This window comes from Pseudarthrobacter sp. Pseusp20 (genome assembly GCF_059492155.1).
Genome location: NZ_CP168521.1, coordinates 4,386,826 through 4,399,753, shown reverse-complemented (window position 1 = coordinate 4,399,753; position 12,928 = coordinate 4,386,826). Strand labels below are relative to the sequence as shown.

At 67.5% G+C, this 12,928-nt stretch carries 12 protein-coding genes; 8 read left to right on the top strand and 4 right to left on the bottom strand.

All coding sequences use genetic code 11. The features are described from left to right. The first annotated feature begins 109 nt into the window (after window positions 1-109). A complete protein-coding gene (locus tag ACEN9K_RS20435) occupies window positions 110-571 on the top strand; it encodes an SRPBCC family protein (RefSeq protein ID WP_478222750.1) in 462 nt (153 codons plus the stop codon). Between the two features lie 21 nt (window positions 572-592). Here ACEN9K_RS20435 and ACEN9K_RS20430 read toward each other — a convergent pair whose 3' ends face one another. After that, window positions 593-2,323, bottom strand: a complete 1,731-nt coding sequence (locus tag ACEN9K_RS20430) for a CAP domain-containing protein (protein ID WP_495634951.1) — start codon at window positions 2,321-2,323, stop codon at window positions 593-595. A 125-nt stretch (window positions 2,324-2,448) separates the two neighbouring features. Between ACEN9K_RS20430 and dcd the strand changes: the two genes are divergently transcribed. After that, window positions 2,449-3,024, top strand: coding sequence for a dCTP deaminase (gene dcd, locus ACEN9K_RS20425; protein ID WP_018769967.1), 576 nt, complete (start codon window positions 2,449-2,451; stop codon window positions 3,022-3,024). A 67-nt stretch (window positions 3,025-3,091) separates the two neighbouring features. On the opposite strand, the gene ACEN9K_RS20420 is transcribed toward dcd, so the two are convergent. The 3 genes from ACEN9K_RS20420 to ACEN9K_RS20410 all read right to left on the bottom strand — a co-directional run bounded on the left by ACEN9K_RS20420 (window position 3,092) and on the right by ACEN9K_RS20410 (window position 6,229). After that, the gene (locus tag ACEN9K_RS20420) at window positions 3,092-4,273 is read right to left on the bottom strand and encodes a cation:proton antiporter (protein ID WP_026265881.1); all 1,182 of its coding nucleotides are present in this window, start codon (window positions 4,271-4,273) and stop codon (window positions 3,092-3,094) included. Between the two features lie 5 nt (window positions 4,274-4,278). Continuing rightward, window positions 4,279-4,761, bottom strand: a complete 483-nt coding sequence (locus ACEN9K_RS20415) for a cation:proton antiporter regulatory subunit (protein ID WP_018769969.1) — start codon at window positions 4,759-4,761, stop codon at window positions 4,279-4,281. 64 nt (window positions 4,762-4,825) lie between these two features. Next, on the bottom strand, window positions 4,826-6,229 hold the full coding sequence (locus tag ACEN9K_RS20410; protein ID WP_495634950.1) for an MFS transporter: 1,404 nt from the start codon (window positions 6,227-6,229) through the stop codon (window positions 4,826-4,828). A gap of 194 nt (window positions 6,230-6,423) precedes the next feature. On the opposite strand from ACEN9K_RS20410, the gene ACEN9K_RS20405 reads away from it, so the two are divergent. The 6 genes from ACEN9K_RS20405 to mnhG are packed head-to-tail and all read left to right on the top strand — an operon-like array spanning window position 6,424 to window position 12,921. Continuing rightward, on the top strand, window positions 6,424-9,510 hold the full coding sequence (locus tag ACEN9K_RS20405; protein WP_495634949.1) for a Na+/H+ antiporter subunit A: 3,087 nt from the start codon (window positions 6,424-6,426) through the stop codon (window positions 9,508-9,510). Next, entirely contained in the window at window positions 9,507-10,112 is a 606-nt protein-coding gene (locus ACEN9K_RS20400; RefSeq protein WP_018769972.1) for a Na(+)/H(+) antiporter subunit C, read from the top strand. The genes ACEN9K_RS20405 and ACEN9K_RS20400 overlap by 4 nt, the downstream gene beginning before the upstream one ends. Further along, a complete protein-coding gene (locus ACEN9K_RS20395; RefSeq protein ID WP_018769973.1) occupies window positions 10,109-11,710 on the top strand; it encodes a Na+/H+ antiporter subunit D in 1,602 nt (533 codons plus the stop codon). The genes ACEN9K_RS20400 and ACEN9K_RS20395 overlap by 4 nt, the downstream gene beginning before the upstream one ends. Next, entirely contained in the window at window positions 11,707-12,252 is a 546-nt protein-coding gene (locus ACEN9K_RS20390; RefSeq protein ID WP_018769974.1) for a Na+/H+ antiporter subunit E, read from the top strand. Before ACEN9K_RS20395 ends, ACEN9K_RS20390 begins: the two co-directional genes overlap by 4 nt. Further along, window positions 12,252-12,527, top strand: coding sequence for an MrpF/PhaF family protein (locus tag ACEN9K_RS20385; RefSeq protein ID WP_018769975.1), 276 nt, complete (start codon window positions 12,252-12,254; stop codon window positions 12,525-12,527). The genes ACEN9K_RS20390 and ACEN9K_RS20385 overlap by 1 nt, the downstream gene beginning before the upstream one ends. Next, window positions 12,517-12,921, top strand: coding sequence for a monovalent cation/H(+) antiporter subunit G (gene mnhG / locus ACEN9K_RS20380; protein WP_018769976.1), 405 nt, complete (start codon window positions 12,517-12,519; stop codon window positions 12,919-12,921). The genes ACEN9K_RS20385 and mnhG overlap by 11 nt, the downstream gene beginning before the upstream one ends. Window positions 12,922-12,928: the final 7 nt, after the last annotated feature.

The following is a 12,928-nucleotide window of genomic DNA, read 5'->3' as shown; positions in this document are numbered from 1 at the left end:
CTGTCGGCTGGGTCTGGGCGCCGGGCGCTGGCTAACCTGATCCGGGTAGCGGCCGCGTTGGGGGAGGCAGCTATTGCGGCAGCCGACGTCAACCACAGGAACTATCTTCATGGCAATCGCAGAGTACGAGGTCCTCATAGAACGCGACGCCATGGCGGTCTACCAGTACCTCCTCGACGCCACCAATCTTCCCTCCTGGCGCAACGATGTCCGCAGCGTGAAGCTCGTGCAGGGGCCGGCCGAGGCCGCGGGGGCTGTCTACCGGAAAATGGTGGCGGGCCGTTCGGGCCTGAGCATTCCCGCGGACCTGGAAATCACCAACGTGCGCCCCGGCGCAGAAATCCAGTTCCACGTTGTGTCCGGGCCGGCAACCCGCTGGGGCGGCTATTACCTGAGCACCGAAGACGGGGGAACCCGGGTCCGGTTCGCCATGGAAGCCAAACGCGAGGGGCGCCTCGGTTTCTTCAGCAGGTTCGGCTTCCTGGACGGTATGCTGCAGCGCCGTGTCAGCGCGGATGTGGCCCAACTGGACCGGCTGAAGCACGTGCTGGAGCTCCAACCGGCCATCTGAGCCCATGCCGGCAGTCCCGGCCTACTGGGCCAGGCGCTGCCCGGTCCAGGGTCCGGCAAGGTTCGACGGCGAGGCAAGGCTTCCCGCGGTCAGGTCCCAGTACTGCACGGTGTCGTTGGCGCGGCGGAGCGCCACGCCCGTGGAGTTCAGCCCAGTGACGTTGCGCAGCGCCCGGATTCCCGTAACGTCCGTCCAGCCGGTGGCCACGGTGGGCCGCGTCTCTGCACGGAGTGCGGTGGTGCCCCACCCGCGGTAGAGCTGCACGCTGCCGTCCGCTTTCAGCGCCAGCACGTCCTGGAAGCCATCGGCGTCATAGTCCACCATCGAAAGCCGGGAAGCGTAAACACCGGTGGCAACGGTGGCCCGCTCCGCGATATCGCCGGTGCCCTTGTTGGCGTAGAGGAACAGGTTCCCGGCCCCGTCCAGGGCCAGGATCTGGGGCATCCGGTTGTTGGCGCACCAGCCGCCCACGGCCAGGGTCAGCGTGTTCCAGCCGCCCTTACCGAGAGTGATGGCGGCCTGGAACCCACCCCCGGCGATGCCCCGGTGCAGTGTGAGGTCGCCGCCGGTCCACTGGGTGAGGACGTCATACGTGCCGTCACGGTCCCAGTCCGTGACAAAGACTTCCTTCGCTCCGCTGAACCCTGAGCCGATCACCCTGGCCGGAGCATAGGTGCGGGGTCCGGTGGATGCCCTGTCCAGCAGCTGCCCCGCGGAGTCGACGGACACGATGTCGGCCGGGCCTGTGATCGCGGCGGCGGCGAGATTAAGCGTGGGCGGCATGTGCTTGGCGGGTGCATCGCACAGGCTAGGCGCCGGCGGCGGGAAAGCGTCCCCTGATCCCGGGCCGCCCGGGGAATCCAGGGTCCCCGCCGGCAGCGTGGTGTAGCCGAAGAAGTTCACCACGCCCCAGATCTGGTAGGTGGAGTTGGTGTAGGAAATGCCGGCACCCATCACGTTGAACCGTGGATCGAGGAGCATGGCGTTGTGGCCCGGTGACCCCTTCCACCATTCCACCAGCTGGGCGGCGTCGCGGTCGGTACGGATGGCGATCACCTCGCCGGCGCCGTTGTTGGGGCTGAGGGCGCGGGGATCGGTCCAGAAACTTGCCCGGTGCTCGATCACGTCACGGCCGGCGATGCTGTCCGACCATTCCTGCGACATGCCGGCCACCGTGGGGTGGTACTTGACCTTGTTCAGGCCGTTGGCCACCCGGTATTCGTTGATCCTGGTGAACACGGTGAGGACGGCTGCAGCATTCGAGTCCGGGACCAGTGCCTCCGTGGAGGGAAGCGCGGTGCCGGACTCAGGGGTGGCCAGCCGGGTGGCCGGCGGCGAAGCCAGTTCCTGGTCCGGCGCCCACAACGGAGGGATGGACACCGTCCGGGGTGCGGGCTCCGCCGGAACGGCAGTTGGTGATGCCACCGGTGACGTTTCCGTGGAGGGCACAAGCGCAGTAGTTGCAGGAGCGGCTGTCACAGGCGCGGACGCTGCAGTTGGCGTGGCTGTGGCCGCCGGCAGGGGCGAGGCCACCCGGATGTCCGGGTCCACGGCAGGGGTGAGGCGTCCTGCGGAACCGTCACCATCGACGGATGTTCCGCCCCGAACCACGGGAGCCGCCAGCGAGATGCCAGCCGAATCCGCCTGGCTGAACGGCAGCGGCGCGGGAGGCGCTGCTGCCGACGAAGAGACCAGTGCCCACGCACAGAGCACGCCAATAAAAGAGGGTGCCACCAATTTATTCACAAACATCCCCAGCCCTGTTACGCCATCCGGGAGACCATTCCGGCGGCTTTCATTCGCAACATTAGCCCCACGAGGCCACAGCAACAACGGGAAAGTGCGGCTGTGGATAACCGATACGGTAATTTGGGACGGTGCTGATCTCTGACCGCGACATTCGTGCCGAAATTGATTCCCAGCGGATCGTGCTGGAACCGTTCGATCCTGCGATGGTCCAGCCGTCGTCCGTGGATGTCCGGATCGACAAGTTCTTCCGCCTGTTCGACAACCACAAGTACGCGCACATCGATCCCGCGCAGGAGCAGCCTGAGCTGACGAGGTTGGTGGAAGTGGAGCAGGACGAGGCCTTTATCCTGCACCCGGGGGAGTTCGTCCTGGGTTCCACCTATGAAACCGTGACGCTGCCCGACGACATCGCGGCCCGCCTGGAAGGCAAATCATCCCTGGGCCGCCTGGGCCTGCTCACGCACTCCACCGCAGGTTTCATCGACCCCGGATTTTCCGGCCACGTCACCCTGGAGCTGTCCAACATGGCCACGCTGCCCATCAAGCTGTGGCCGGGGATGAAGATCGGGCAGCTGTGCTTCTTCCGGCTCAGCTCGGCCGCGGAATACCCCTACGGCCAGGGCGAATACGGCAACCGGTACCAGGGCCAGCGCGGCCCGACCGCAAGCCGCAGCCACCTCAACTTCCACCGCACCAGCATTTAGCCGCACCAGCGTTCAGCTGCGGCAGTGTCCGGCAGAACCGGCACGGCCGCCGGCGCGCCTCCAGCGCCTAGAGCTGCGGGGCGACGGCCGGCCTCCGGATAAACGGCCTGGCCAGCGGTTCCACGTAGCGTGCGGCCAGCGGGCCCAGCACCGCCATCAGCAGCACGTAGGCCGTAGCCAGCGCCGCCAGCTCGCGCGGGACCACTCCCGATGCAACGGCCAGGCCGGCGATCACGATGGAGAATTCGCCGCGGGCCACCAGCGCGGCGCCGGCGCGGAACCGGCCGGGCCTGGCGATGCCGGCGCGTTTGGCGGCCCAAATCCCGGTGGCCATCTTGGTGGCGGTGGTGGCCGCCGCAAGGACCAGGGCCCAGCCAAGGACCGGGGGAATGGATGACGGGTCCGTGTTGAGTCCGAACGCCACAAAGAAGATGGCGGCAAACAGGTCGCGCAGGGGTTCAAGGATCCGGGTGGCGTTGTGGGCCGTGGAACCCGAGATTGCGATGCCCAGCATGAAGGCCCCCACGGCTGCGGAGACCTGCATTGCCGATGCCGCCCCCGCCACCAGCAGGGCGGCCCCCAGGACGTTGAGCAGGAAGACCTCGGAATTTTCGCTGTGCACCGCCTTGGAAACATGGTGCCCGTGCCGCAGCGCCACCATGAGGACCATGGTGACCACCGCCAGGGCGATGCCCACCGCGGTGAGCCCGCCCAGGAAACTTACTCCCGCGAGCGTTGCCGTGAGGATGGGCAGGTAGACGGCCATGGCCAGGTCCTCGAACACCAGGATGGACAGCACCACTGGTGTCTCGCGGTTTCCCAGCCGGCCGAGGTCGGTGATGACCTTGGCGGCGATGCCGGACGAGGATATGTACGTGACGCCGCCCATGACCATGGCGCCCACGCCGCCCCAGCCCAGGAGCAGGGCCAGTCCCGCGCCGGGCAGGAAGTTAAGGACCAGGTCCAGGACGCCGGCCTGCCACGAGCGCCGCAGGCCGGTGAAGAGCTCAGACGCCGTATATTCCAGTCCCAGCATAAGCAGCAGCAGGATGACGCCGATCTCGCCGGAGAGATGTGCGAACTCGTGCATGCCTTCCAGTTTGACGATGCCGCCCGCACCAAAAGCCAATCCGCCCAGCAGGTAGAGCGGGATGGGCGACATTCCGATCCGTCCGGCCAGCCTGGCCAGCAGCCCCAGGCAGAACACAACGGCCCCCAGTTCAATGAGGGTCAGGGCCAACGGGTCCATAGGGCTTAGCCGTGGCGCAGGATATCGGCCGCTGAGTCGAGGCCTTCCTGGGTACCCACAGCCACCAGCAGGTCGCCGGGGTGCAGCACGACGTCGGGGCCGGGCGACGGCAGCACCTCGCCCTCGCGCATGATGGCCACGATCGACACGCCGCAGCGGGTGCGGATGCAGGCCTTGCCCATGGGCTGGTTCTGGAACGGGGAGTCCGCGGCGATGGAGAACTGCCGGGTGACAATCCCGGGAACGTCCTTGTGCTCTTCCGCGAGCTTCATTGCCAGGTGCGTGCCGCCGAGGAGGTTGCCCAGGGTGGCGGCTTCGTCGCTGGTGAGCGGAATGGAAGCCTGGCAGGTGTCGGGGTCGTCCCAGGTGGAAACGATGAGTTCCGTCTGGCCTTCCCGCCGCTCCACGACACCGATGCGGCGTCCGGAGGCGGTCATGAAATCCTTCCGGCGGCCCAGGCCGGGAAGGTTGGTTTCGTCCACGTTCATAGGTCAAGCCTAGTCTGCCTGGCAACACTTGGCCGGGGCCTGGAACGTGGCCCGTAAGGTGTTTTCAGGCGGCGGGGACCACGGCGATGGGTGCCTTGGCCGGCGACTTCACCGGTAGCAGCACCACGAGCCCTGCCAGGAGGACCACCATGATGCCCAGGATCCCCCACCGCTGTGCCTGCCCGGCCGGCACCAGGGGGGTGGCCACGGTGATGCAGAGGGTGAACAGCGCCGGCGCCAGGAAGCTGACGGCCCGTCCGGTGGTGGCGTAAAGGCCGAACAGCTCCCCGGATTCGCCGTGCGGCGCGAGCCGGGCCAGGTATGCGCGGGAGGAGGACTGGGCAGGCCCGACGAACAGGCAGAGGAAGAGCCCGAATACCCAGAACGTGGTGGTCCCGGCCCACTGCATGCCGAAGAAGACATAGTCCCCGTTGCCCAGGGCCAGGATCGCCGACCCGGCGACCAGGAGGCCCGCCAGGGACCCGGTGATGACAGCTTTGGGGCCCACCTTGTCGTCCAGGAATCCGCCAATGACCGCCCCGACGGCAGCCACCACGTTTCCGAAAATGGCGAAGAAGATCACTTGGGACAGGGCAAAGCCGAAGGTACCGGCAGCGATGATGCCGCCAAACGTGAAGACGGCGGCCAGTCCGTCACGGAACACGGCACTGGCCAGCAGGAAGTGGATGGTGTGCGGGCTGGTGGCATAGATCGCCTTGATGCGCCGGAACAGCAGCCCGTAGCTGGCAAAAAAGCCCAGGCGGCCCGCCTGTGCGGACCGGGGCAGTTCGGGGACGGCAAACAGGACGGGGAGGGCGAAGACGAAGAACCACAGGGCGGAGAAGACGGCAACGAGCCTGATGTTGAGGCTGTCCCGGGTGGACGCGCCGAACCAGTCAAAGGCCGGCTGGACGAACAGCTGCAGGACGATCAGGAGTGCCACGATGCCGCCAAGATAGCCGGCTGCCCAACCCAGGCCGCTGACCTTTCCGATGTTTTGCGGCGTGGAGACCTGGGCCAGCATGGCGTTGTAGTTCACGCCGGCAAATTCAAAGAACACGTTGCCCAGGGCGATCAGCGATACCCCGAGGAGCAGGAATTCCGGGCGGGGGAATACGAAGAAGCACAGGGCCGTCAGGATGGCGACGGCGGCCGAGTTGACTCCCAGCCACAGCTTCCGCCGGCCCCCCGCGTCCGAACGCTGGCCCGTGACGGGCGCCAGCAGGGCGATGGCGAACCCGGCAACGGCAAGTGCGGCGCCCAGGACCGCCGAGGCACTGTCCTCGCCGCCGAAAGCCTTGGACGTCAGGTAGACGGTGAAGACAAAGGTGGTCATCACTGCGTTGAAGGCCGCCGAGCCCCAGTCCCAGGAAGCCCAGGCCAGTACGCGGCCCTTGCTGGAGTTCCGGGTTCCGGCTTCGAGTTCCGAGGCAGGCTGCATTGCTCCCGGAGCGCTGGCGCTGTTCATACGATGCATCGTATCCGCCGGTGGCGAACACCCTTGGGACCACGGGCCTTTGACGGCGGGGTTCCGCCGTCGGTGGCGCCGCTGACGGGGGAAGACACCCGACGGGCCTTGATAAACTGAGCCCTCCCGGACCTTACTTTTTGCCGCCTGCTCCAACTTTTGACAATCGAATTCCTGACGTTGCGGAGAATACAGTGATCACAGTCCTTGCCGTGCACTTTTCGGTGGCTGTCCTCGCGCCCTTCCTCTTCAGGCTCTGGGGCCGCAACGCCTTTTACGCGCTGGCTGCCGTTCCGGCTGCTTCCTTCGGCTGGCTGGTGTTCCAGCACGGTCCCGTCTACTCAGGGTCAGGGTCAGGAGCCGTCACCGAGGCCTTGGACTGGATCCCCAGCCTCCACCTGGAATTCGCCTTCCGCATGGACGCACTGGCTTGGGTGATGTCACTGCTGGTGCTTGGCGTCGGCGCCCTGGTGCTGGTTTATTGCGCCCGGTACTTCAAACGGAAAGACCAGGACCTCGGCCAGTTCGGCGCCCAGCTGCTGGCTTTCGCTGGTGCCATGTTCGGGCTGGTCACCGCCGATGACCTGCTGCTGCTGTTCATCTTCTGGGAACTGACCACCATCCTGTCCTACCTGCTGATCGGCTTCGCCCGGACCAGGCTTGCCGCCCGCCGGTCCGCCCTCCAGGCACTGATGGTCACCACTGCCGGCGGCCTGGCCATGCTGGTGGGCCTGATCATGCTGGGCTACACCGCGGGCACGTACCGTATCTCCAGCATCCTGGAGCAGGCTTCCACACTGGCGTCCGGACCGTCCGGCGCCGTGGTGGGTGCCGCCGTCGTGCTCATCCTGGTGGGTGCCATCACCAAGTCCGCGCTGGTCCCGTTCCACTTCTGGCTCCCCGGCGCCATGGCCGCGCCCACCCCCGTCAGCGCCTACCTGCATGCCGCCGCCATGGTGAAGGCCGGCATCTACCTGGTGGCGCGCCTCGCTCCGGGATTCTCCGCGACGGCGTACTGGCAGCCCGTGGTCCTGGGCCTGGGCCTGGCCACCATGCTGGTGGGCGGCTACCGGGCACTGCGGCAGACCGACATCAAGCTGATCCTCGCGTACGGCACCGTCAGCCAGCTGGGCTTCCTCACTATGGCGGTGGGCCTGGGAACGCCCGACGCCGCGCTGGCGGGCCTTGCCATGCTGCTGGCCCACGGCCTCTTCAAGGCCACGCTCTTCCTGGTGGTGGGCATCATCGATCACCAGTCCGGAACCCGCGACGTGCGCAAGCTGTCAGGGGTCTTCCGTTCCTCCCGTGCGCTGGGCATCGTGGCCGGCATCGGTGCCGCGTCCATGGCGGGCGTTCCGCTGCTGGCCGGCTTCGTCGCCAAGGAATCCGTGCTGGAGGCGTTCGTGCACCACGCCGCGGACCCGCACTCCGGACCGTGGGGCACGGTGGTCCTGGCTGGGCTGGTGGTGGGGTCAATCCTCACGTTCGCCTACAGCGCCCGCTTCATGTGGGGTGCCTTCGCGGTCAAACCCGGCGTGGACCCCATCCCCTTCAAAGCCATCCGGCCCTCCTTCCTCGCCGCCCCTGCCGTCCTCAGCGTCCTGACCATCGTGTACGGGCTCTGGCCCGTGCCGGTGGACGCCTGGATCCAGCCGTACGCGGCGCTGTTCGCTTCCACAGCGCCCGACGCCGGCACTCCGGCCGCGCAGGCGGGCCACCTTGCGCTGTGGCACGGACTGACCCCGGCGCTTGGGCTGACGGCCGTCACCTTCGTGCTTGGCGCGGCCATGTATCTTGGCCGCAACGCGGTGGCCCGCGTCCAGTCCCTGGTCCCGGCCTGGGTGGACGGCGACCGTGCCTACCAGCTGACCATCGGCGCCCTGGACGACGTGGCCGTCTGGATCACCGGCCGGACCCAGCGCGGCTCACTGTACTTCTACCTTGCCGTGATCCTCAGCGTGGCGTTCGTCCTGCCGCTCACGGTCATCCTCCTGGGTGGCAACCCCCTGCCGCAGAACGTCTACCTGGTGGATCCCAACTCCCCGCTGCAGCTTGTGGCCGGGGTGGGCATCGTGATCGGCGCCCTGGCCGCCGTTAAGGCGAACAAACGCTTCCTCGCTGTGCTGATGGTCTCCGTGACCGGGTACGGCATCGCCTTGGTGTTCGCCCTGCAGGGCGCTCCGGACCTGGCGCTGACCCAGATGCTGGTGGAGACCATCATCCTGGTGGCGTTCGTCCTTGCCATGCGCAGCCTCCCGCCGGAACTGCGGGACCGCACCGGCGGCAAATACCGGGTGGTGCGTGTCATCATCGGTTTGGGTTTCGGCGCCACCATGGTGTTCGCGGCCATTTTCGCCATGGGCGCCCGGACCGCCCTGCCCGTATCACTGCAGTTCCCGCAGCTTGCCTACGAGGGCGGCGGCGGCCTGAACGTGGTCAACGTGACCCTGGTGGACATCCGCGCCTGGGACACCTTCGGCGAGATCAGCGTCCTTGCGCTTGCCGCCACCGGCGTCGCCAGCCTGATCTTCGTACGCGGGCGCGGCGACCGGCTGCAGCGGTCCGCATCCGTTGCCGAGGGCACGGTGGGACGGTCCCACGGCGTGGATCCCGGTTCCCGCGACGGCGCGGCACTGGCCATCAGCCGCAGGTTCGCAGCCGCAGCCCGGGATCCCTGGATCGTCGCGGGCCGCACCCTGGCCCCCGAACGGCGCTCCATCATCTTCGAAGTGGTCACCCGGCTGCTCTTCCACTCGATGATCATCTTCTCGCTCTACCTGCTGCTGGCCGGCCACAACCTGCCGGGCGGCGGTTTCGCCGGCGGCCTCACCGCCGGCCTGGCGCTGACCATCCGCTACCTGGCCGGCGGACGCTTCGAACTGCGGGAGGCGGCGCCACTGAGCGCCGGCGCGCTGCTGGGCACCGGCCTGGCCCTGGCCGCCGTGTCCGGCGTGGTGCCCCTGCTGCTGGGCGGCCAGGTGTTCCAGTCCGCCATCATCCAGGTGTGGCTGCCCGTCTTCGGGGACATCAAATTCGTCACCTCCACGATCTTCGATATCGGGGTGTACATCGTGGTGGTGGGGCTGGTGCTTGACGTGCTGCGCAGCCTCGGGGCCGAAATTGACGAGCACATGGAGGAACGGTCGGCGGCCGCCCCACACCAGGACGAGCCGGACATCGACCGTCCCGGGCAGCCGGAACTGGAGGCTGAACGGGACCTGGAACCCCCGCTGGAGCCCGACACCGTCCCCGCCGAGACCACCGCAAAGGGCCACGCATGAGCGTCAACCTGACCCTGCTGATCGTCATGGGCGCCCTGTATGCCTGCGGCATCTACCTCATCCTGGAACGCAGCCTCACCCGGGTGCTGCTGGGGCTGATGCTCCTGGCCAACGCCACCAACCTGCTGATCCTGGCCACCGGGGGCTATGCAGGACTGGCGCCGCTGTTCGCCAAGGACACCCCGGCACAGGACTACAGCGACCCGCTCCCGCAGGCCCTGATCCTGACCTCGATCGTCATCTCCTTCGCCGTCACGGCGTTCATGCTCGGCATCATCTACCGCACCTGGCTGCTGGCGCGCCAGGACGACATCCAGGACGACCTGGAAGACCGCCGCGTGGCGGCGACCCCCAGCTTCGACGCGGAGGACGACGCCGAAGTTCCGGCGGAAACCTCCGAGTTCCCGCTCACCATGCTGGGATCGGACGGCCGGGACGTCTCAAACCATGCAGCGTCCAACAACAACGCAGATCTGCAAACGGACCAGCCGGTGGCCACGCTTGTGGCTGGCGGCCGGGAGATGCCCGCCGAACACGCTGCCGCGGAGGAAAAGCCCGGCTCACTCAACGTCGACTCCGGCCCGGAAGGAGGCGGAAAGTGAACATCGCAAGCTTTGCCCCGCTCGCCGTCGTACTTCCCATCCTGGGCGCTGCCCTGACCTTCCTGCTGATCCGGCATACCCGGGCCCAGCGCGCGGTGAGCATCGCCCTGCTCTCGCTGACGCTGGCGCTCGAATGCCTCCTGCTGGCATCGGCGTGGAACGGCGGGACCGCTGCCGTGGCCATCGGCGGCTGGCTGCCGCCGTGGGGCATCGTGATGGTGGTGGACCAGTTCTCGTCCCTGATGCTGGTGGTGTCCTCCGCCGTGAGCCTGGCCGTGCTGGTGTATGCCACCGGGCAGGGCATGGCCGACGGCGACCAGGACGCCCCGGTCTCGATCTTCCACCCCACCTACCTGATCCTGGTGGCGGGGGTGTCCAACGCGTTCCTGTCCGGGGACCTTTTCAACCTGTACGTGGGCTTCGAGATCCTGCTCACGGCAAGCTACGTCCTGATGACGCTGGGCGGCACCGGGCCGCGCATCCGCGCCGGCGTCACCTACGTGGTGGTGTCCGTGGTGTCCTCGGTGCTGTTCCTGATCTCCATAGCCATGGTCTACGGCGCCACCGGAACGGTGAACATGGCGGATCTGGCCATCAAGCTCGGGGACCTGGACCAGGGCACCAGGACCCTGCTGCACGTCATGCTGCTGGTGGCCTTCGGCATCAAGGCCGCCGTCTTCCCCCTGTCCTTCTGGCTCCCCGACTCCTACCCCACGGCGCCGGCCCCCGTCACCGCCGTGTTCGCCGGGCTGCTCACCAAGGTGGGTGTGTACGCGATGGTCCGGACCGAGACCCTGCTGTTCCCCGGGGACACCCTCAACACGCCCCTGATGGTGGCGGCGCTGCTGACCATGGTGGTGGGCATCCTTGGTGCCCTGGCCCAAAGCGACATCAAGCGGCTCCTGTCGTTCACCCTGGTCAGCCACATCGGGTACATGGTGTTCGGCCTGGCCATGTCCTCCGTTGCCGGGCTGGCCGCAGCGGTTTTCTACGTGGCCCACCACATCACCATCCAGACCAGCCTCTTCCTGGTCACCGGCCTGATCGAACGGCGGGGCGGGAGTTCCTCCGTGGACCGGCTGGCCGGCCTGGCCAAACTGTCGCCCATGCTGGCGATGCTGTTCTTCGTTCCGGCCATGAACCTCGCTGGCATCCCGCCCTTCTCGGGGTTCCTCGGCAAGGTGGGCCTGATGCAGGCCGGCGTTGAGCTGGGCACGCCACTGGCCTACGCCCTGGTGATCGGCGGGGTGGTGACGAGCCTCCTGACCCTGCTGGCCGTTGCCAGGGTCTGGAACCGCGCGTTCTGGCGCAGGCCCACCGACGCTGAGCATCCGGATCCGGTGCTCCTTGCCAGCCCGGCCCGGGTGTCGGGACCGGGCGCCAAGCTGAACACCGTGACCCTCCTGCCGCGCACCATGGTGGGCCCCACATTGGGCCTGGTGGCGCTGGGCGTTGCCCTGACCGTCTTTGCCGGGCCGCTGTTCGGGCTCTCGGACCGGGCAGCGCGGGACATGCTGGACCGGACCCCGTACATCCAGTCAGTCCTGGGCCCTGATGTCCCGGTTCCCGCCACGCCTGCCGTGGGAGGTATGCGATGAGCCGCAAACGCATCTCCCTGCGCCAGGAACTGCCTCTCCTGGTCTGGCTGGTGATTGTCTGGGGCGCCCTGTGGCAGGACTTCAGCCCCGGGAACCTCCTCTTCGGTGCCCTGCTGGCAGTGGGCGTGGCCCGGTTGTTCTACCTTCCGCCGGTGGAGCTCAGCGGCCGGTTCAACATCCTTTACGCGGTTCCCTTCGCGCTTGCCTTCGTGGGCAAAGTGGTGGTGGCGAGCGCCCAGGTGCTGTACCTGGCCACGGTCCGCGGCCCCAAGGTGACCAACGCCGTCGTTGCTGTGAGGCTGCGCAGCCACCAGGACCTGATCGTCACCGCCACCGGCCACGTGATCTCCCTGATCCCGGGGTCCCTGGTGGTCGAGGTGGACCGCTCCACATCCACCCTCTACCTGCACGCGCTCAACATCGCCTCCAAGCAGGACGTGGAGGGCCTGCGGAACGAAGTCCGGTCCATCGAGGCCGGCCTGATCCGCATCATGGGCAGCCCGGAGGAACTCGAAGCCGTCCGAATGGAGGCCGCCACGTGATGCATGTTGTCCTGGCTGTTACAGCCGTCATCTTCTCGCTTGCTGCGGCCGGTGCCATCATGCGGATCGCCCGCGGCCCGTCATTGCTGGACCGGGTGCTGGCGGCCGACGTCCTCCTGGCCATCCTGGCCGGAGCCCTGTGCATCGACATGGCCGTGAACCGGCACCTGAACAACCTCATGCTGGTGGTGGCCATTTCCATCATCGGCTTCATCGGGTCCGTCACCGTGGCCCGTTTTGTGGCGGACCGAAGGGTGAAGCCCGATGAATCCTGACTTGTCCGGTCCCGACGGCTGGATCGACGCCGTCTCGGCAGTATTCATGGTGGTGGGGGCGCTCATGTCCCTGGGCGCCGCCATCGGCCTGCTCCGCTTCCCCGACCTGCTGAGCCGCATGCACGCGGCCACCAAACCGCAGGTCCTGGGCCTGTTCCTGCTGCTGGCGGCTATTGGACTGCAGATGCGGACGTGGTGGGTATGGCCCGTCCTGGTGGTTGCCTGGATCTTCCAGCTGCTCACCGTACCGGTGTCCGCGCACATGGTGGGCCGCGCGGGGTACCGCACCAAGCACCTGCACCGGGAGCTGCTCACGGCCGACGAGCTGGAGGCCGTGGTGCAAAAAGCCGCCGCCGAGGCTGCCCGGAAAGACAGCCCCGACGGCGGCGGGTAACGCCGGG

Coding starts and splice junctions, on each gene's coding strand:
- ACEN9K_RS20435 (WP_478222750.1), top strand. CDS start 110: ATGGCAATCGCAGAGTACGAGGTCCTCATAGAACGCGACGCCATGGCG.
- ACEN9K_RS20430 (WP_495634951.1), bottom strand. CDS start 2,323: ATGTTTGTGAATAAATTGGTGGCACCCTCTTTTATTGGCGTGCTCTGT.
- ACEN9K_RS20420 (WP_026265881.1), bottom strand. CDS start 4,273: ATGGACCCGTTGGCCCTGACCCTCATTGAACTGGGGGCCGTTGTGTTC.
- ACEN9K_RS20415 (WP_018769969.1), bottom strand. CDS start 4,761: ATGAACGTGGACGAAACCAACCTTCCCGGCCTGGGCCGCCGGAAGGAT.
- ACEN9K_RS20410 (WP_495634950.1), bottom strand. CDS start 6,229: ATGAACAGCGCCAGCGCTCCGGGAGCAATGCAGCCTGCCTCGGAACTC.
- ACEN9K_RS20400 (WP_018769972.1), top strand. CDS start 9,507: ATGAGCGTCAACCTGACCCTGCTGATCGTCATGGGCGCCCTGTATGCC.
- ACEN9K_RS20390 (WP_018769974.1), top strand. CDS start 11,707: ATGAGCCGCAAACGCATCTCCCTGCGCCAGGAACTGCCTCTCCTGGTC.
- ACEN9K_RS20385 (WP_018769975.1), top strand. CDS start 12,252: ATGCATGTTGTCCTGGCTGTTACAGCCGTCATCTTCTCGCTTGCTGCG.
- mnhG (WP_018769976.1), top strand. CDS start 12,517: ATGAATCCTGACTTGTCCGGTCCCGACGGCTGGATCGACGCCGTCTCG.